This window comes from Akkermansia muciniphila (assembly GCF_040616545.1).
Lineage (GTDB): Bacteria > Verrucomicrobiota > Verrucomicrobiia > Verrucomicrobiales > Akkermansiaceae > Akkermansia > Akkermansia muciniphila_E.
In genome coordinates, this window is sequence record NZ_CP156688.1 from 1,218,778 (window position 1) to 1,237,758 (window position 18,981).

Below are 18,981 nucleotides of genomic sequence, written 5' to 3' on the forward strand. Positions count from 1 at the left end.
CCGGCGAGTGAATAAGCCGTTTTTTATTCTGCATCCCGTATGCGGAATGATTTCCCCTTGTCCGGGTTTCCCGGGCAGGGGGATTTCTATGCAGGCTGGTTTTCTGGAGGAGGGGCGCCTTCTTCCGGAAGCTGGAGGGCGTGCAGGCTGATCTTATGCTTCTTGCACAGCTGCTCCACCCGGTCCCGTTCCAGCAGGATGGTTTTTCCCGCTTCCAGGGCGATTTGCCTGATGCCGCATTCCGCGCACGTCTGGATGGTGACGGGGCCGACGGTGGGTATGTCAAAGCGCATGTCATGCCCCAGGCGGGCCACTTTGGCCAGCGTGGCGGGTTTGCCGTTGCCCAGCTCGCCGCCGCGGCGGATGCAGTTGTTGGTGCCTTCAATGGCTTCCACGGCCACCACGGTGCCATGGTGCACGATGACGGACTGGCCGATGTGGAGGCGCGTGATTTCCTTGGCCATCTGCATGCCGAAGACGGCATCCTCCCATTGTTCGGGCGTGGGCCGCGGTCCGGCGATGTGGCCCGGCTGAGGCATGTGCTCTTCCATGTACGTGAAGGCGGGCAGGATGGTGAAGCCTTCCTTTTCCGCCTCCGTGATGACGGCTCCCAGCAGGGAATCCGCGTTTTTCTCCGGCATGCGCATCAGCACGGAAAGGGCGCGCAGGTCCGGACGGAGGGAAAGAATATTCTTGGGGTTGATGCCTCCGGCCATGATGACGTTCTGCACGCCGTGCTTTTTCAGGAAGGAGAACGGCTTGCTGAGCTGCCCCACGCTGAACTCCCGGTAAACGTCGCACAGGGGGATGACGGCGGGATTGGTCTCCCCCTTGAAGCCCACGGCCACAATGCGCAGCTCCGGCGTCCGGCGGCGCGCCCCCCGGACAATGTATTCCGGGTAAAGGCCGTCTCCGGCTACCAGGCCTAATACGGGCGGGTTGGTCGTCATGCGGCGTGAAGCGTGCGGGAACGGGAGGCTGGTTACAGGTATTCCGGGCGCTGGAGAAGTTCCGCCACGCGCATGAGCAGGCGGCCGATGTCCGCGCCGTCCACCACGCGGTGGTCCCCCGTAGCCACGATGTTGGCCTTGGAAATGGGAATGAACGCCTCCACCTCGTCGCTCCAGACCGGAGTCTTGGTGACGGCCCCCACCCCCAGGATGAGGGATTCGCTGGGCATGGGCATGGGCGCGGCAAACGTGAGGCCGAAGCCGCCGAAGTTGGTGACCGTGGCGATGCCGCCCGTGCTGTCTTCCGGCGCCAGCCTGCGGCGGCGCGCCTGGGCGATCAGCCGGTTGTAGTCCTCCAGCAGCTCTTCCATGGTCCGTTCGTTCACGCGGCGGAGCACGGGTACCATGACTCCGTCCGCCACCTGCGCGGCGATGCCGATGTCAATGGTCTTGGGAGAAAGGATGTTTTCCCCCACCAGGTAGCCGGCGCATTCCGGGCTTTCCGCCAGGGCCAGGGCCAGGGCGCGGGCAAAGTACAGGGTGATGCCGGGCCGCAGCGGGGAATGCTGCCGGTGCTTGATGAGGGGATCCATGAAGACCGGGCGCCCGGCGGAGGCCAGGGGGCGCGTCCAGCTCCGGCGCATGGCGTCCGCCACGGCCAGCCGCATGGAGGAGGCCTTGCGGTGCGGCCACTGGCTTACGTATTCCAGGAATTCTTCCAGATCGTCAATGGTGACGCGGCCTCCGGCCCCGGAGCCGGAAATGAAGGCAATGTCTGAGGCGCTCATGCCCAGTTCATCCATGCGCGCCTTCATGCGCGGGGACATGTAATGCGCGCCCTTCATGCCGGCGGGCACCGGAAGGCCGCGCACGCTGGGCTGGACTTTCAGGTCCGTGCCGTTTTCCTGGTAGGATTCCCCCGTCACGCCGAAGTGCACCCCGGCGGGCTTGTCCTCCTGGCTGGCGGGGGCGGGCACGGGCTGGGGCACGGATTCCGGACTGGCCGGAAGGGAAGTCGATTCACCGGCAGGGGTGGCCCCGGAACGTTCAATCTCCTCCTCCGTGGCATCAATCATGGCCATGCAGGCGCCGACCACGATGGATTCCCCTTCCTTGATAAACACATCGCTCAGGACGCCGCCGCACATGGTGGTGACGCCCATGGTGGCCTTGTTGGTCTCTACCTCAAAGATTTCCTGGTCGGCTTCTACGGTATCGCCCTGGGCTGCCAGCAGGCGCAGCACGGTGGCTTCTGCAATGGAATCCCCGAGCTGGGGCATCAGAATGGGTACTTTAGGCATGGTGGAAACTGGGTTGGATCAGATGGATAAAAGGTGACGGATGGAGGCCGCAATGGATTCCATCGTGGGGCGGTGGGCCTTCCAGAGGTTGGGGTGCTGGGGAATGGGGGTGTCCTTGGCGTTGAGCCGCTGGGGCGGGGCGTCCAGCAGATGGAACCCCTCCGCCACAATGCGGGAAACCACTTCCGCCGTGACGCCTCCCCACGGGAAGTCTTCCCCGATGACCAGGACGCGCCCGGTGCGCGCTACGGAGGCGATGACGGTATCCATGTCCAGCGGGCGCACCGTGCGGAGGTCCACTACTTCCACTTCATAACCGCTCTCCTTGGCAAGCAGGTCCGCCGCGCGCACGGCTTCCGGCACCATGGCGCTGTACGCCACCACGGTGGCGTGCTTCCCGGTGCGGGCGATGCGGGCCATGCCGAAGGGGACGACCGGGGCTTCCCGGTAATTGTCCTCCGCCTTCAGCCAGCGGTACAGGAACTTGTGCTCCAGAAAGATGACGGGATCAGGCACTTCCACGGCCTGGCGCAGCATCCAGTAGGCATCCGCCACGGTGGCCGGGGTCATCACGTGCAGGCCCGGATAATGGGCGAACAGGGCTTCCAGGCTCTGGCTGTGGAAGGGGCCCGTGCCGGGCGTTCCGCCGCAGGGCAGGCGCACCGTGATATTGGCCGGAATGCCCGTGCGGTAGTAATGGGTGGCCGCCATGTTGACGATCTGGTTGAAAGCGATGGTGCTGAAATCCGCAAACTGGACTTCCATGATGGGCTTCTTGCCCATGACGGCGGCTCCGGTGACCATGCCGGCCATGGCGTCCTCACTGATGGGAGCGTCAATCACCCGGTCCGGGAACAGCTCCTTGAGGCCCTTGGTCGCTTTGAAAGCGCCGCCGAAAACGCCTATGTCCTGCCCGTACAGGAAAACGTCCTTGTCTTCCGTCAGCAGGTCTTTCTGGGCGTCGTGAATGGCATCAATGTATGTTACGCTCATGGGAATATTCCGTTTGCAGGCTTAATAAGGTCTCCATACCGTGGCGTTCCAGTCTTCCCGGAAGGGGTCCGGTTCCGGCTCCCGCTGGGCGGTAGCCACGGCCAGCTGCACTTCATCTGCATACTGCTTTTTCAGGTCCGCCACTTCTTCCGGCGTCAGCCACCCGGCTTCCAGAAGCTGGCGCTCCGCCATAACCACGGGGTCTTTCTTGTTATACTCCTCCTTCAGTTCCCTGGGGATATAGGAGGCGTCGTCATGTTCGCCGTGGCCGCACATGCGCAGGGTCTTGGCAAGCACCCACTGGGGGCCCAGGCCTTTCCTCGCGTTGCTGACGGCGGCGTGGAACGTTTCCAGCGTGGCCATGAAGTCCGTGCCGTCCGTTTCATGAACGGTGAAGCCGTAGCCGCGGCCCCTGTCCGCCAGGGAGGCTTCCCCGAATTCCCGGACATTGGGCGTGGAATAGGCAAATTGATTGTTGGTCACTACGAGCACCAGCGGTAGTTGTTCCACGTTCGCCATGTTGGCCGCTTCATGGAAGGCCCCGGTGGAGGTGGTGCCGTCTCCGCAGAAGGCTACGCCCACGGGGCCGGGCAACTTGCCGTCCAGGCGCTTGGCGAACAGGCAGCCGATGACGAAGGCAACCGTGCTGCCCAGATGGCTGATGGGGGCCATGTACCCTTCCGCGGGGAGCCCGCGGTGCACGTTCCCGTCCCGTCCCTTCATGTAGCCCAGGGCGGAGCCCAGGTAGGAGCGCGCCGCTTCAATAATCGGTTCCCCCCAGGTGATGCGCGCCGCCTGTTCCCGGATGAACGGGGCGATCACATCATATCCGGAAGTCAGGAAAACGCCTCCGCAGGCGGCAATCGCTTCATGGCCGCGGCCCAGGTAAACGCCGCCCGTGATTTTGCCCGCTTTATACAGGCTGGAAATTTTTGTGTCAAAAGCCCGCGCCAGCAACATGGCCTTGTAAGCCTTGACGGCGCTTTCCTTCAGGTCCGGTGGTTTAGTGTCGCAATGTGCCACCCCATTATTTTATATGCTGAATGGGGAAATGCAATGCCATTTCATGAAACTTCCGGAGACTCCGTGCCAGTGAGCCTGAACGGGCGTTCCGGCTCTCCCGCAGGGCGGCAGGAGCGCGGACCGGGGACCCCGGATGCCAAGGCCGCGTTTTTACATCTCCTTAACCCGTTGCCTGTTTCGGGAGAATCCTTCCGTTTCACTTCTCTTCCGGGGGGAGGGAGCACCTCAGTTCGAACTTGGGGTGCGCCACATCGTAATCTCCGGAAAACAACTCCGTTTCCATGATGATTTTATCATACCCCCGTGCAAAAAGTTCCGGAAAGACGAGGGGGGCCTTCCCGATGCCGCTTTCCTGCGTGATGGCGCAGAGGAAGGCGGCTGCCGGAAGGCGCATGATTTCCTTCAGCTGCCGGGCGTCTCTTTTTGTCGCTTCCACCTCCACGTACAGGAACTGTTCCGTTCCGGCGCTCCGGTGGAAGGAAAGGAGGCCGGCTTCCGCGCCCAGGCGCAGCTCATTGCGGCTGATGTCGTTAAACATCCGGGTGATCAGGATATTGTAATCCGGACTGTGCTGTTTTCCGGCATAGGGCACCGCCCAGCAGTATTTTTCCGGCAGTACGTGGACGGTCTGCTCCTCGCTGTGCTGGAAGCCTTCCATCCGGTCCATCTGCTTCTGGAATTTTTCCAGCAGGTGCAGTTTCTCCTGAATGTCCCTGATCTTCTGGTGCGCCAGCATGGTGCCGTGGGAAATCAGCTTCTTGTAGTGGATCCTCTGCTGGTCCTTGGTCAGGAAGGTAGTGAACTCCTTCAGCGGAATGTCCAGAAAGATGCAGGCGCGGATGGCGTCCACCACGGGAATCTGGGAAAGGGTGTAATAGCGGTACCCGGTATCCGGGTCCGTATGGGCCGGGCGCAGAATGCCCAGCTGTTCATAATACCGGAGGGATTTGATGTGTACGCCGGTCTGTTTGGACAGGCTGCCGATGGTGAGTAAATTCTGCTTGTCCATCCTGTATCGCGGTTGGAGGGAAACGGATTCCTTTCTTCAGGGGCATTCCCGGCGGGAAAGTCTTCCGCATATAAAAGAAATCTTTATGAAGACGAAATCTCTGCGTCTCCATTCAATTTGTTCTGTCAATGGCTTACAGCAAATGATAAAAAGCCGTCCCTCTTAATCTTTTCATTACCTCTTGACTCTCCCATTATGGGATACTTTACATCATATGGCAATTGAAAAATCTCCGGTCTTGTCGGAAATGCGGTTCCGGGATCTCTTGAGGCTTAATTACAGTATTATTGCTTATGAAAACGACTTGTCTCCTCTTTCTCTGCTCCTCTCTCCTGGCGGTTCTGTCCTCCTGCCGCCAGGGGGATGAAAACCAGGCCGCGGGGCCTCCCGCAGGCATGGTGCCGGAAGTGGCCGTGCTGACGGCCCGCGGCACGCAGGTTCCCGTAACCGTTAATCTTCCCGGCCGCATGGAGGCCTACCTCCAGGCGGAAGTCCGCGCCCGCGTGACCGGAATCATTCAGGAACGCTGCTACCAGGAAGGGCAGACGGTCCGGCCCGGCGATCTTCTCTTCAAGATAGACCCCGCTCCTCTTCAAGCTGTTCTGGATGAATGCAAGGCTACGGTGGCCCGCGCCAAGGCGGTGCTGGCGGACGCGGAGGACAAGGCCGCGCGCTATTCCTCCCTCGTCGCCAAGGGGGCCGTCAGCGTGCGCGAGCACAAGCAGGCCAGGGCGGAGGAAGACCGCGCCAGGGCGGAATACGCCGCCGCCGCCGCGTCCCTGGAGCAGGCGCGCCTGAATCTGGAATACACCCGGGTGGAGGCTCCCATCTCCGGACGCGTGCGCCGCGCGCTGGTGACGGAAGGGGCGTTCGCCAACCAGAATGAATTCACGCACCTGACCACCATTGAGCAGATAGACCCCATTTACGTGCGCTTCTCCCAGCCGGCCACCCAGTACAGCAGCCTGCGCCGGGCCGTGGTGTCCGGCCTGTGGAAGGGGGTGCCGCTGGAGGACATCAAGGTGCGTCTGCTGCTCTCCAACGGGGAGGAATACCCCCACTCCGGCAAGATCATTTTTTCCGACATGGCGGTGGACCCGAATACGGATACCATTGAAATGCGCGCCCAGTTCCCCAATCCGGACTATGAACTTCTGCCCGGAGCCTATGTGCGCGTGGTGTTTGACAAGGCGGTGCGTGACAACGTGTTCGCCATTCCCCGTGACGCCGTCATCCGCACCGCACAGGGCGCCTCCGTCTTTGTGATGGGGCCGGACGGCGTGCTGGAAATGCGCCCCGTCAAGGCGGATACGCTGAATGGCCGGGAATGGCTGGTTTCCGAAGGCCTCAAGGACGGGGACAAGGTGGTGGTCAGCCACATCATGTCCCTCAGGCCCGGCATGCAGGTCCGCGCCGCCGCCTCCCAGCCGCAATCCAACTCCCAGCAATAAACCGCCATGCCTGACTTCTTCATACGCCGCCCCATTTTCGCGTGGGTAGTAGCCCTGCTGATTTCCCTGATCGGGCTGCTGGCTATTCCCAGCCTGCCTATTGCCCAGTATCCGGACATCGCTCCGCCGGTCATCTCCCTGCGCACCACGTATCCGGGGGCTTCCGCCCAGGACACGGAAGAAGCCGTCACCGCCGTCATTGAAAGGGAAATCAACGGCGCGCCGGGACTCCTGTACATGTCCGCCAGCAGCAGCTCCAGCGGCATGGTGGAAATCATCGCCACCTTTGAGCAGGGGACGGATCCGGACATTGCCGCCGTGGAAGTCCAGAACCGCCTGAAAATCGTTGAATCCCGCCTGCCGGAATCCGTCCGGAGGGAAGGGGTGTTCGTGGAAAAATCCTCCAACAACATTCAGGCGATGATCTCCCTTTCCTCCACGGGGGCCCTGAATGATACGGAGCTGGGGGAATGGGCCTCCGCCCGCATCATCCCGGAACTGAAGCGCGTGAAAGGCGTCGGGCGCGTGGAGCTGTTCGGCGCTGAAACGTCCATGCGCATCTGGCCTGATCCGGAGAAGCTGGAAGCGCTGGGGCTCACGCCCACGGACATTGTGACCGCCGTGGCCGCCCAGAGCGAGCGCATCATCATCGGCGACATTGGCGGAGCGGCGGTTTCCGACTCCGCCCCCATCAATGCCACCGTGGTGGCGGAGGAAGCCTTCCGCACGCCGGAGGAATTCGCCTCCATTGCCCTGAGAACGCTTTCAGACGGTTCTTCCGTCAAGCTGGGGGACGTGGCTCGGGTGGAGCTGGGCGCCAACAGCTACGCGTTCTTCTCCCGCTGCAACGGGCAGACTGCCACCGGCATGGCCATCAAGATGGCTCCGGGCTCCAACGCCGTGGAAACCATGGGCCTGCTCAAGGCCAAGATGGACGAACTGGCCCGGGATTTTCCTGCCGGGGTCTCCTACCAGATTCCGTATGAAACCACCCATTTCGTGGAAATCTCCATCCAGAAGGTCATCTCCACCCTGGTGGAAGCCATTATCCTGGTATTCCTGGTCATGTTCCTGTTCCTCCAGAACTTCCGGGCCACCCTCATCCCGACGCTCGTCGTTCCCGTCGCCCTGCTGGGAACCTTTGCCGTGATGTGGCTCTCCGGCTTCTCCATCAACATGCTTACCATGTTCGGCATGGTGCTCAGCATCGGCATTCTGGTGGATGACGCCATTGTGGTGGTGGAAAACGTGGAGCGCATCATGATGGAGGAAGGGCTGGATGCCCGGCGCGCCACGGTCAAGGCCATGAAACAGATCGGCGGCGCCATCGTGGGCATCACCACCGTGCTGGTGGCGGTCTTCATCCCCATGGCGTTCTTCAGCGGGGCGGTGGGCAACATCTACCGCCAGTTTGCCGTAACGCTCATTGTCTCCATCTCCTTCTCCGCATTCCTGGCCCTTTCCCTGACTCCGGCGCTCTGCGCCGCCATGCTGAAAGCTTCCTCCGTGGAGCACCAGGAAAAGAAGGGATTCTTCGGATGGTTCAACAGGACAATCCACCGGTCCACGGACCGGTACGGCAGCGCCGTGACCGGAATTATCAAGCGCCCCGTGCGTTCCCTGTTCCTGTATGTGCTCATCATTGCGGGTGCCGGGTACCTGTACATGACGCTCCCCACCTCCTTCCTGCCGGAAGAAGACCAGGGCAACTTCATGACGATGGTGGCCCTTCCTGCCGGAACGCTCCAGGAGGAGACGAGTACCCGCCTGCGCGAGGTGGAGGACTACCTGATGAAGCATGAACCCGTGGAATACGCCTACTCCGTGGGCGGCTTCAGCTTCATGGGCTCCGGCACCAACATGGGCATCCTGTTCATCGGCCTGAAAAAATGGGATGAACGCACCGGGCCCGGCAACTCCGCCCAGGAAATCATTGACCGCGTCAACATGCGCTTTGCCGGGGACCGCCAGATGCTCGTCATGGCCCTGAACATGCCCGCTCTGCCGGAACTGGGCAACACCTCCGGGTTTGACTTCCGCCTTCAGGACATAGGCGGCCTGGGCTATGACCGTCTGGTGGAAGCACGTGACGAACTTCTGGCCCGCGCCAATGCGGACCCCAACCTGGCGGGCGTTTATTTCTCCGGCCAGGCGGACACGCCGCGCCTGCACGTCTCCATTGACCGGGAAAAAGCCTTCTCCATGGGGGTGCCCATCACGGAAATCAGCAACTCGCTGGCCGTCATGTTCGGGTCCAGCTACGTGGGGGACTTCATGCACGGCAGCCAGGTGCGCCGCATCATTGTCCAGGCGGACGGGAAAAGCCGCCTGAACGGCAATGACATTGAAGACCTGCATGTGCGCAATGACCAGGGGAAGCTGCTGCCCCTCTCCTCCTTCGTCCGGCTGGACTGGACGGCGGGCCCTCCCCAGCTCACGCGCTACAACAACTATCCCTCCTTCACGATTAACGGCTCCGCCGCGCCCGGCAAAAGCAGCGGGGACGCCATGAAGGCCCTGGAACGGATTACCGCCTCCCTGCCGCAGGGCGTGGGCTTTGAATGGACGGGGCAGTCTTATGAAGAACAGCTGGCAGGCTCCCAGGCCACCCTGCTGTTCTCCCTGTCCATCCTGATTGTCTTCCTGGTGCTGGCGGCGCTCTATGAAAGCTGGTCCATTCCGCTGGCCGTGATCCTGGTGGTGCCCCTGGGCCTGCTCGGGGCCCTGCTGGCCGTTTTCCTGCGTGACATGCCCAATGACATCTACTTCAAGGTGGGCCTGATCACGACCATCGGCCTTTCCGCCAAGAATGCCATCCTCATTGTAGAAGTGGCCAAGGAATTCTACCGGGAGGGAATGGGCGTGATGGAAGCTACTGTGACCGCCGCCAAGCTGCGCCTGAGGCCTATCCTGATGACCTCCCTGGCGTTCGGCGCCGGGGTGGTTCCGCTGGCCTTCGCCCACGGGGCGGCGGCGGGCGCGCAGCGCGCCGTAGGCACGGGAGTGCTGGGCGGCATCATTACGGCCACCCTGCTGGCGATCTTCCTGGTTCCCCTCTTCTTCCGCCTGACGGCAGGAAAGAGGAAAACGGACCAGCCGGAAGAAGCATAAAGAAAGGACGATCGCAAAAAGCGGCCGGAATGGCCGCCGCGAAAAGGTGCGAAAGGGCGCGGGAAGACGGAACCCCGTCGTGGGGGACCGCCGCCCGCGCCTGGTGCGTTAATAAAAGGGGAGCACGTTTCCGTGCTCCCCTTTTTTCGGAAAAAGGCTGAAAGACGGGCTCCCGCGGAGGAAGGGCGGGAACAAGCCCTGTTATCCGCATCGGCTGGAAACCCGTATTCCGCTGCGCCCGTGCTCCGGGTCAGTTCCTGCCGCGCGCGTTCAGGAAAATGAACACGTAATACAGCAGCATGGCCAGGGAGGAAAGCGCGCCCACCACGTAGGTCATGGCCGCCCAGAACAGGGCGCTCTTGGCCTTTCCGTGGTCAAAATAATTCATCAGGTGGGAGCGGTCCAGCCACTTCAGGGCCCTGGCGGAAGCGTCAAACTCCACCGGAAGCGTGATGAACGCGAAGATGGTAGTGACGGCAAACAGGCCGATGCCCAGCCCCAGCACCCACGGGGAACCGCCCATGGCCAGCAGTACAATGCCGATGATCAGCACGAAGCTCACCATGTTGGAAGAGAACTGGACGATGGGCACCAGCGCGGACCGCAGGCCCAGCCAGTGGTAGGCCTGGGCGTGCTGCACGGCATGCCCCACTTCATGGGCCGCCACGGCCGCAGCGGCAATGCTGTTGGAATTGTAGACGGATTCGCTCAGGTTGACGGTCTTGTCCGCCGGGTTGTAATGGTCCGTCAGGTGGCCGGGCGTGGAAATTACCTTCACGTCCGTAATGTGGTTGTCCTTCAGCATCTGCTCCGCCACTTCCCGCCCGGTCACCGGAATGGGAATCTGGGAATACTCGCTGAAACGGCTCTTCATGCGGGCGCTGACCAGCCAGCTCAGCAGCATGGAGCCCAGCAGAATCATCCAATAAATGGTGTAGGAATGCTGCGGGGCGGTTTCAGCCGCCTGGGCCGTATAGGAAAGGAGGTCGATATTGAATAACTCAATCATTGCAAGTTTGACCTTATATCATAAGGCTTTGTTGAATCCAGGGGATGCCGTGTCAGCCATCCGGGGGATGGCCTCCCGGCTTCTGTCATACGGAAACATGCGGAAGAACGGCCGGTTCAATCGTCCGCCTTCTGGGAAAGAAGTTTGCCGTCTGCGGCATAATAAAGCTCCAGTTTCCGGACGGCGGCGGTTTCAGAACGGCAGTCCACCCGGTACTTCAGGGCGCCTCTGGCGGTAATCTGCTTGGCGCGGCGGGGCGCATACCCCGGGAAATCACGGGCGATAGCCGCCGTAACGGGAGCGGGAAGATTTTGGAGGGAGATGTCCGCCTTGACCAGGCAGACGGTGCCGTCGGGATAAAGCTTTACTTCATATTCCAGGCCGTTGAGGCGGAATTCCGCTTCATAAATATCCTCGTCGTTGTCGAAATCCCATTCGATGGCTCCGGCGTTCGGATACTGCTTCTGCACCTGCTCCTTCACGGGAGCCGGAACGCGGGAGGCCGGAATATCCGCCAAAGCCGGAAGAGTGAACGCGGCGGCAAGAGTAGCTGTAAGTATACGTGAAATGTTCATAGATACGTAATAATTGTATTTATTCGAAAAACAAGAAACTTTTGCGGATGCTCCGTGACAATTTAGCCATAAATGGAATGAATCCGGACATGGCGGGGTTTCTTGTCGCCAAAAAGAGGGTGATGGAGTTGAATGGCAGCATGCAACAGGGTATTGTTTATTTGCTTGGAGCGGGTCCCGGGGACCCCGGCCTGATGACCGTCCGCGGCCGTGAGCTGGTGGAAACGGCGGAAGTGCTGGTATATGATGCGCTGAGTTCCGCGGAAATGCTGAACTGGGCCCCTGCCGCGTGTGAACGGATTTTTGTGGGCAAGCGCGCCTCCCGCCATGCCCTGCCCCAGGAGGAAATCAATGCCCTGCTGGTCAAGCTGGGGAACGCCGGGAAAAGGGTGGTGCGCCTGAAAGGCGGCGATCCCTACGTCTTTGGCCGCGGAGGGGAGGAAGCGGAGGCCCTGCATGAAGCAGGCGTGCCGTTTGAAGTCATTCCGGGCATTACCTCCGCTATTGCGGGGCCGGCGTACGCGGGCATTCCGGTGACGCACCGCAAGTACTGCACGCAGTTCACCGTGTTCACGGGCCATGAGGACGTGAACAAAAAGGAATCTTCCCTGGATCTGAAGGGCATCGCCGGAGCGCAGGGCACCAAGGTCATGCTGATGGGCATGCGGAAACTGCCGGAAGTGTGTGAGGCCCTGATCGGGTTCGGCCAGGATGCGTCCACTCCCGCCGCGGCCATCCAGTGGGCCACCACGGGGCTTCAGCGGACGGTCACGGGTACGGTGAAGACTCTGCCCGCCAAGGTCCTGAAAGCGGGCCTGGAGGCCCCTGCCGTGGTTGTCATTGGAGACGTGGTGAAGGAGCGGGAACAACTGGACTGGTTTGAACGGCTTCCCCTCTTCGGAAAGCGCATCGTGGTGACGCGCACGCGCTCCCAGGCGGGGGAACTCAGTTCCCGCCTGCGCAGGCTGGGCGCGGACGTGCTGGAAATGCCCACCATCCGCATTGCCCCGCCTGCCAACAAACGGGAATTTGCGGAAGGCGTGGTGCACGCCCACACCTATGACTGGCTGGTATTCTCCAGCCCCAACGGGGTGGAGCGCTTCTTCCAGGCCTTTTTTGCCGTGTACAAGGACATCCGGAGCATCGGCGGGGCCAGGATTGCGGCCATCGGCCCGGGAACGGAAGCCAAGCTCCGGGAATACGGGCTGGCCGTGGACATAATGCCTAAAAAATACGTGGCGGAAGGCCTTGTGAAAGCCTTCAAGGATGCCCGCAAGGAAATTGGCGGCATTGAACACAGCACCTTCCTGTGGGTCCGCGGGGAGGAAGCGCGCCGGGTGATTTATGACGGCCTCACTTCCCTCGGGGCCATCGTGGATGAATGCATTGCCTACAGGACGGAGGCGGAAACGGAGGATGTGGCGGGCGCCCAGGCGGCTTTCCGTGAGCGGGGCGCGGACATCGTGACGTTTACCAGCTCCTCCACCGCGGAAAACTTCTTCCGGCTGGGTTTGCCTTGGCCTGACGGCTGCAAGGCCGCCAGCATCGGCCCCGTGACCACGGATACCCTGAAGGAACTGGGGCACGCTCCCGCGATTACGGCAAAAACGCATGACATCAACGGCTTGGTGGAAGCTATCGTCAAGGCCGCCGGCAAATAGGCAAAAGGAGAAATCCGGCTGAAAATGCTGGATGAACGGGAAGTATTCCTGTAAAGAGCATAAGATATTTTTATACTTATGCCGGATTCGCCCTCTTTCCTGATTTCTTTCCCGTTTCGCGGGCGCCGTCGGCGTGCCCGTGCCTGGGCGGGGTGCATGGTTGTGTTGGTTTTCTCCCTGTTGCCGCTGGCCGGAACCGTTCTGGCGGATGAGGAACCCTCCGGGTCCATGGTGAAAACGGAGATCAACTGGCCGGAATTCCTGAAATCCAGAGACATGGTCTGGAAAAAAGCTCCGGATCATTGGGACAATGCCCCCTTCACCGGGAACGGATTCATGGGCATGCACATCAAGAGGGATGCCGGGGAAAAAGGGAAGCTCCGTGTGGATGTGGCCCGGATGGACGCCCAGGAACATTTGCCCATGGACAATCCCAATGACGGCCTGGGGGACTGGTCCTACAAGCGCTACCGCGTGCCGCTGGGTTACTTTTCCCTGGATTTCAAGGAGGAACTCAAGGATTGGGATTTGCGTCTTGACCTGTGGAATGCGGAAATCAGGGGAACCGTCACGACGGCGGGGGGCAGGGAGCTGGCCCTGCGCGCCTATACCCATGCTACACAGCCCCTGATTGTAGTGGATCTTGAAGACGCCGCGGGGAAGGCCCTTCCGGAATTGGAATGGAACGGATTTATCAATGAAAGCCCCCGGGGCCGGGAAAGAAAAGTGAAGGAGAGGGAGGCTCCCCGTGCTGCTCCCGGTCCGAAAGGCAGCCTGGTCACGGTGAACCAGAAGACGAACGTGTGGAAACTGCCTTTGCGGCCCAAAGGCGTCGTTTCCATTGCCTGGACGGAGACCTCTTCCGGCAAAGGCAGGAAGACTTTTTTCATCAGCCTGGACCACAGTTACCCGGATGACGGGGCGTTGAAGCGTTCCCTGGGCATGGTCAGAAAAGCGGCGGCGCTCCCGGCCAAGGCATTGACGGATACGCACCGGGCCTGGTGGCACAAGTTTTATCCCCAGTCCTTCCTGTCCATTCCGGACAGTTACTGGGACCCCTTCTACTGGGCGCAGATTTACAAGATCGGGGCCGGCATGCGTTCCGGCGGCCCCGTGCTGGACCTGCAGGGGCCCTGGCTGGCGCTGGATGCGGATGCCTGGCCCGGCGTCTGGTGGAACCTGAATGTTCAGCTTACCTATTGGCCGTGCTACACGGGCAACCGTCTGGAAGCGGCGGAATCCCTGACCGGGAGCCTTCGCAGAAACCGGAACAACCTCATTGAAAACGTGGCTCCCAAATATAGGGCGGACTCAGCGGGTATTTCACGGGCCGCCGGGCAGGATGGCCGCCAGGACGTAGGGAGGCCGGATGGTGGACCGGATTCCAAGTCGGAAGTGGGCTCCCTCCCGTGGGCGTGCCACAACCTCTTTCTGCACTACCGCATGACGATGGATGACAGGTTCCTGAAGGAAGATGTTTATCCCCTGTTAAGGCGTGCAATCAACTATTACATTCACTTTCTGGAAAAGGGCAGTGACGGAAAACTGCACCTGCCTCCCACCCTGTCTCCGGAATACGGGGTGGCGCCGGATGCAAACTATGACCTTGCCCTGCTGCGCTGGGGCTGCCGGACCCTGCTGTGGAGCGCGGAGAGGCTGGGAATCAAGGACCCCCTCATCCCCAAGTGGAAATCCATCCTGCGGGACTTGACGGATTACCCGGTGGACGGGAACGGGTATATGGTGGGACGTGGAGTTCCCTTCAAAAATCCGCACCGGCATTACTCCCATCTGTTCATGGTGTATCCCCTCCATCTGGTGGACACCTCCAGGCCGGAGGAAGCGGAACTGGCGGACAAATCCATCCGCCACTGGCACAGCCTCAAAAGCGGCCTGCGCGGATATTCCTTTACGGGGGGAGCCAGCCTGTACGCCAAGCTGCTGCGCGGTGACGACGCTCTGGAGATCATGGGCGGCCTTAAAAGCTGGATACGCCCGAACACTCTGTACCGGGAAGGCCGGTGGCCTGTGATTGAGACGCCCCTTTCCGGGGCGGCCTCCCTGCATGACATGGTTCTGCAAAGCTGGAATGATGTGGTCAACGTTCTGCCTGCCGTCCCCGGCGCGTGGAAGGACGTCTCCTTCCACAATCTCCGGGCGGAAGGGGCATTCCTGGTCAGCGCGGAACGGCGGGACGGAACCACCAGGTGGATACATGTCAAAAGCCTGGCCGGAGAATCCCTGCGGTTGAGGGCGGACATCGCTCCGGAAGCGCGGCTCAGCGGAACGGGAGCGGCCGCCATGAGGAAGGATGCCGCCGGAGACTGGACAGGGACGCCGCCCAAGGACAGTGAGCTGCTGCTTGCCGTGCCGGGGGCCAAACCCGTGGTAGCTCCTGTGCGGGCTCCAAACCTCAAGAAGTTCGGGCTTCCCTGAACCCGGTTCCGAATGGGGAAAACGGAAAGCGCCGTACAGCCGGCCTCTGTGTTCAGAAGCCGCTGACGGCTTCCCAGCCGATTACCTTTCCATTCTCAAACAGGACATTGTAGGAAACAGGGGGGCGGCTGCCCAGCGGCATGGTGACGCCTATGCCGGTTCCCACGCCGGAATCCCGGCTGCGGAAGCCTCCGCCGCCCAGCCCCACGGCCCAGCCCGTGCCGCTCTTCGTGTAAATCCAGCGTTCCGTGTTTTTGCCGTCCATGCGGCCCGTCATTTTCTGTTCGGGTTCTCCCCATGCCAGCAGCACCGCCATGGGAGACATGCCTTTTTCCAGCTCTCCGCGCGCCACTTTGACCTGCTGCTCCCGGGGCAATTGTTCATAGGCCGGCATATTCTTCGCGATGCGGTCGGACGGGGTGGGGGAACAGGCCGCCAGCAGGGCGGCGCAGGCGGAAAAAAGGACGCGGGAAAGGCTCGTTTTCATCATCCCATGAAATAGCATGCCCCCATGCGGCTGACAAGGGGGCAACGCGGCTTTTCCGGCAAAAAAAGAGCGGAAAACCCGCTTCATGGCATAAAAAAGGATGCTTTTTCCGTGAATACATAATTGGTTATTGACAGGGATGGGGGGTAGGGGAGTAGGAATTCACCTCCAAATGCAACGCGCCGCCATGATGCGGATAACGCTGCCGCCACTGTTTACCACATTTACTTTTCCGAGCCGCCAATATGTCCAAAACTTTAATCATAGCAGAAAAGCCGAGCGTCGCCACTGATTTGGCGAGGGTGCTCGGCAAGGAGCTTGGAAAATTCACCCGGGACAAGTCCGGGGCGTATTACCAGAATGACCGCGCGATCATCACGTCCGCCGTGGGCCACCTGCTGGAGCAGAAAAAGCCCATGACGGAAGGCGGCAAGTCGCTCCCCTGGAAGTTCGACTACCTGCCCGTCATCCCCAACGCTTTTGAACTGGAACCGATCAAGCAGTCTGAAGACCGCCTGAAAAAGGTGCTTCAGCTTGCCAAAAGCAAGGACGTCACGGAAATTGTCAACGCATGCGATGCGGGCCGTGAAGGGGAACTGATTTTCCATAACATGGTCCGTTACGGAAAATGGACCAAGCCCACGCGCCGCCTCTGGATGCAGTCCATGACGGATGAAGCCATCCTGAATGCGTGGCACAGCATGCGCAGCGAGGCCGATATGCAGCCTCTGACGAATGCCGCCGTCTGCCGTTCCGAATCCGACTGGCTGGTGGGCCTGAACAGCACCAGGGCGCTCACCATCCTGCAATCCCGCGGCGGGTTCAACGTGACCCCCGCCGGACGCGTCCAGACCCCCACGCTGGCCATTCTGACGCAGCGGGAATTGGAAATCCAGGCGTTTGAACCGGTGCCTTATTCCGAAGTATGGGCGGAGTTCGACGTGAAGGCGGGTTCCTACGCCGGACGGTGGATTGACCGGGACTGGAAAAAGAGCGATGACGCGCAGTCCCGCCCGGAGCGCATCTGGGACTCCGAGATGGCGACCGTCATCCGCGACCGCTGCCGCGGGAAATCCGGCACCGTGACAGAGGAAAAGAAGCCCGTCACCACCATTGCCCCGCTGCTGTATGACCTGACCTCCCTCCAGCGGGAAGCCGCCAACCGCTACGGCTTTTCCGCCAAGCGCACGCTCCAGCTTGCCCAGGAATGCTATGAAAAGCACAAGGTGCTCACCTACCCCCGTACGGACTCCCGCTACCTGCCGGAGGACTACCTGGGCAAGGTGTACGGCATTGTGGGCACCGTGGCGGAGCAGGACCCGGAATTCTCCCCCTTTGCCAGGGACATTCTGGACAACAAGCGCATCAAGCCCAACCGGAGGGTGTTTGACACCAAGAAGGTGAGCGACCACTTCGCCATCATCCCGACGGGCAAGATTGAAAAGCTGACCGGAGACGCCCAGAAACTTTTTGAAATGGTGATGGCCCGCTTCCTGGCCGTCTTTTTCCCCGCCGCCGTCTTTGAAGACACGCGGAGAACCACGGTCATCGCCCACGGGGGCAACGTGACGGACGCCTTCTTGACCACGGGCCGCGTGCTGGTGGAGCCGGGCTGGCAGGCCGTGTACGGCCGCAAGGCCGGAGCCTCCGGCAAGGAGGAACTGGTGCCCGTGCAGGATGGTGAGGAAGCCGCGGTGCGTGAAATTGAAATCCGCAACGCCATGACCAAGCCGCCCGCCCGGTACAATGAAGCCACGCTGCTGGCGGCCATGGAAGGCGCCGGGAAACTGGTTCATGACGAAGAACTGGCCGCCGCCATGAGCGAGCGCGGCCTTGGTACGCCCGCTACGCGCGCCTCCATCATTGAAGGCCTGATCTCCCAGGAATACATTGTCCGTGACGGCAGGGACCTTCTGGCGACGCGCCGCGGGATTGAACTCATCGGCCTGCTGGAACGCATCGGGCTGAAAACGCTCACCTCCCCCAGCCTGACCGGGGAATGGGAATACAAGCTCAAGCAGATGGAGCAGGCTGCCCTGCAGCGGGACTCCTTCATGGAAGGCATCAAGACGCTGACCGGGGAAATCGTGAAAAGGGTGAAAGACTTCCGGGAGGCCCAGCAGCAGGTGGAATTGCCGGAAATCGAACTGGACTGCCCGTCCTGCCACGCCCACGGCCTGAAAAACACGCTGGACGCCGTCTCCTGCCGTTCCTGCAAGTTCAGCATCCGCAAGGTCATCTCCGGCCGCGACATGACGGACGAAGAACTGAAAACCCTCATTGTGGACGGCAAGACGGGAATCCTCCACGGGTTCACCTCCCGGTTCGGCAAGCCCTTTGAAGCGGGACTGGAGCTCAATGACAAATTCCGCGCCACGCTCTACTTCCCGGCCCGTGAGGAAGAGGACGCCGCCGGGACGGAGGAAGCCGTGAAGGTGGCCTCCGTGACCATTCCGGACCTGGGGGAACACGATGTGATGGAAACGGCCAAGGCCTGGAAGGTGCCCTCCCTGACGATCGGGAAGGAAAGTGTATCCGTCTCCGTATCCCGGACCATCCTGGGCCGTGAAATCCCGCTGGACCAGGTATTGAAGATTCTGGGGGAAGGCAAGTCCGACCTGTTGAAGGGCTTCATCTCGCAGCGCACCAAGCGCCCGTTTGACGCCTATCTGGTCTTTAACGCGAAGACGGGCAAGATCGGCTTTGAATTCCCGCCGCGGGAAAAGAAATATCCCGCAAAGAAAACCGCCGCGAAGGCGGAAGACAAGAAGGAAAAGGCGGTGAAAACGGGCAAAACCGCCGCTGCCAGGACCACGGGGAAAACCACTGCGGCCAAGAGCGCCGGTAAGAGCGCCAAAACCGCCGCTGCTCCCAAAAAGCCCCGCAAGCAGTAAGAACGGTGAGCAAAAGCTGCCGGCGGAAGAATGCCGGCAGCCGCAGAAAGGGGCTTTCCGGCAAGGGAGCAGGAAAGGGCC

Annotated in this window: 13 protein-coding genes; 5 read left to right on the plus strand and 8 right to left on the minus strand. The window is 61.1% G+C overall.

The window, feature by feature from the left end:
* Window positions 1-86: 86 nt before the first annotated feature.
* The 5 genes from lpxI to ABGM91_RS05010 form a co-directional block, all read right to left on the minus strand.
* A complete protein-coding gene (gene lpxI / locus ABGM91_RS04990) occupies window positions 87-950 on the minus strand; it encodes a UDP-2,3-diacylglucosamine diphosphatase LpxI (RefSeq protein WP_354834205.1) in 864 nt (287 codons plus the stop codon).
* 32 nt (window positions 951-982) lie between these two features.
* Window positions 983-2,251 carry a 2-oxo acid dehydrogenase subunit E2 gene (locus ABGM91_RS04995; RefSeq protein ID WP_354834208.1) on the minus strand — a complete coding sequence of 423 codons (1,269 nt, stop codon included), beginning with the start codon at window positions 2,249-2,251 and terminating at the stop codon, window positions 983-985.
* An 18-nt stretch (window positions 2,252-2,269) separates the two neighbouring features.
* Entirely contained in the window at window positions 2,270-3,244 is a 975-nt protein-coding gene (locus tag ABGM91_RS05000; protein ID WP_215428622.1) for a transketolase C-terminal domain-containing protein, read from the minus strand.
* A gap of 21 nt (window positions 3,245-3,265) precedes the next feature.
* On the minus strand, window positions 3,266-4,267 hold the full coding sequence (locus tag ABGM91_RS05005; RefSeq protein WP_290566145.1) for a thiamine pyrophosphate-dependent dehydrogenase E1 component subunit alpha: 1,002 nt from the start codon (window positions 4,265-4,267) through the stop codon (window positions 3,266-3,268).
* A gap of 196 nt (window positions 4,268-4,463) precedes the next feature.
* Entirely contained in the window at window positions 4,464-5,276 is an 813-nt protein-coding gene (locus ABGM91_RS05010) for a MerR family transcriptional regulator (RefSeq protein ID WP_354834212.1), read from the minus strand.
* Between the two features lie 293 nt (window positions 5,277-5,569).
* On the opposite strand from ABGM91_RS05010, the gene ABGM91_RS05015 reads away from it, so the two are divergent.
* Together ABGM91_RS05015 and ABGM91_RS05020 are read left to right on the plus strand one after the other, a co-directional pair.
* Window positions 5,570-6,727: an efflux RND transporter periplasmic adaptor subunit gene (locus tag ABGM91_RS05015; protein ID WP_354834215.1), complete on the plus strand. Its 1,158-nt coding sequence runs from the start codon at window positions 5,570-5,572 to the stop codon at window positions 6,725-6,727.
* Window positions 6,728-6,733: 6 nt separating this feature from the next.
* Window positions 6,734-9,838, plus strand: a complete 3,105-nt coding sequence (locus ABGM91_RS05020; protein WP_354834218.1) for an efflux RND transporter permease subunit — start codon at window positions 6,734-6,736, stop codon at window positions 9,836-9,838.
* A 250-nt stretch (window positions 9,839-10,088) separates the two neighbouring features.
* Here the strand turns inward: ABGM91_RS05020 and ABGM91_RS05025 are convergent, their stop codons facing one another.
* Both ABGM91_RS05025 and ABGM91_RS05030 read right to left on the minus strand, forming a co-directional pair.
* Window positions 10,089-10,760, minus strand: coding sequence for a zinc metallopeptidase (locus ABGM91_RS05025; protein ID WP_354834821.1), 672 nt, complete (start codon window positions 10,758-10,760; stop codon window positions 10,089-10,091).
* Window positions 10,761-10,963: 203 nt separating this feature from the next.
* Window positions 10,964-11,422, minus strand: a complete 459-nt coding sequence (locus ABGM91_RS05030) for a PepSY-like domain-containing protein (RefSeq protein ID WP_354834221.1) — start codon at window positions 11,420-11,422, stop codon at window positions 10,964-10,966.
* Window positions 11,423-11,511: 89 nt separating this feature from the next.
* Here ABGM91_RS05030 and cobA point away from each other — a divergent pair, with 89 nt between their 5' ends.
* Both cobA and ABGM91_RS05040 read left to right on the plus strand, forming a co-directional pair.
* Complete coding sequence (cobA, locus tag ABGM91_RS05035) at window positions 11,512-13,083, plus strand: uroporphyrinogen-III C-methyltransferase (RefSeq protein ID WP_354834224.1); 1,572 nt, start codon at window positions 11,512-11,514, stop codon at window positions 13,081-13,083.
* A gap of 156 nt (window positions 13,084-13,239) precedes the next feature.
* A complete protein-coding gene (locus ABGM91_RS05040) occupies window positions 13,240-15,519 on the plus strand; it encodes a glycoside hydrolase family 95-like protein (RefSeq protein WP_354834227.1) in 2,280 nt (759 codons plus the stop codon).
* Between the two features lie 52 nt (window positions 15,520-15,571).
* Here the strand turns inward: ABGM91_RS05040 and ABGM91_RS05045 are convergent, their stop codons facing one another.
* Window positions 15,572-16,009, minus strand: a complete 438-nt coding sequence (locus ABGM91_RS05045; RefSeq protein ID WP_354834230.1) for a hypothetical protein — start codon at window positions 16,007-16,009, stop codon at window positions 15,572-15,574.
* 242 nt (window positions 16,010-16,251) lie between these two features.
* On the opposite strand from ABGM91_RS05045, the gene topB reads away from it, so the two are divergent.
* On the plus strand, window positions 16,252-18,900 hold the full coding sequence (gene topB, locus ABGM91_RS05050; protein WP_354834233.1) for a DNA topoisomerase III: 2,649 nt from the start codon (window positions 16,252-16,254) through the stop codon (window positions 18,898-18,900).
* Window positions 18,901-18,981: the final 81 nt, after the last annotated feature.

What these genes read in the sequence shown, in the direction of transcription:
- lpxI (WP_354834205.1), bottom strand. Translation starts at nt 950, where the DNA reads ATGACGACCAACCCGCCCGTATTAGGCCTGGTAGCCGGAGACGGCCTT.
- ABGM91_RS05045 (WP_354834230.1), bottom strand. Translation starts at nt 16,009, where the DNA reads ATGATGAAAACGAGCCTTTCCCGCGTCCTTTTTTCCGCCTGCGCCGCC.
- ABGM91_RS05020 (WP_354834218.1), top strand. Translation starts at nt 6,734, where the DNA reads ATGCCTGACTTCTTCATACGCCGCCCCATTTTCGCGTGGGTAGTAGCC.
- ABGM91_RS05040 (WP_354834227.1), top strand. Translation starts at nt 13,240, where the DNA reads ATGGTTGTGTTGGTTTTCTCCCTGTTGCCGCTGGCCGGAACCGTTCTG.
- ABGM91_RS04995 (WP_354834208.1), bottom strand. Translation starts at nt 2,251, where the DNA reads ATGCCTAAAGTACCCATTCTGATGCCCCAGCTCGGGGATTCCATTGCA.
- ABGM91_RS05010 (WP_354834212.1), bottom strand. Translation starts at nt 5,276, where the DNA reads ATGGACAAGCAGAATTTACTCACCATCGGCAGCCTGTCCAAACAGACC.
- ABGM91_RS05015 (WP_354834215.1), top strand. Translation starts at nt 5,570, where the DNA reads ATGAAAACGACTTGTCTCCTCTTTCTCTGCTCCTCTCTCCTGGCGGTT.
- ABGM91_RS05030 (WP_354834221.1), bottom strand. Translation starts at nt 11,422, where the DNA reads ATGAACATTTCACGTATACTTACAGCTACTCTTGCCGCCGCGTTCACT.
- ABGM91_RS05025 (WP_354834821.1), bottom strand. Translation starts at nt 10,760, where the DNA reads ATGATTCTGCTGGGCTCCATGCTGCTGAGCTGGCTGGTCAGCGCCCGC.
- cobA (WP_354834224.1), top strand. Translation starts at nt 11,512, where the DNA reads ATGGCGGGGTTTCTTGTCGCCAAAAAGAGGGTGATGGAGTTGAATGGC.
- ABGM91_RS05000 (WP_215428622.1), bottom strand. Translation starts at nt 3,244, where the DNA reads ATGAGCGTAACATACATTGATGCCATTCACGACGCCCAGAAAGACCTG.
- topB (WP_354834233.1), top strand. Translation starts at nt 16,252, where the DNA reads ATGTCCAAAACTTTAATCATAGCAGAAAAGCCGAGCGTCGCCACTGAT.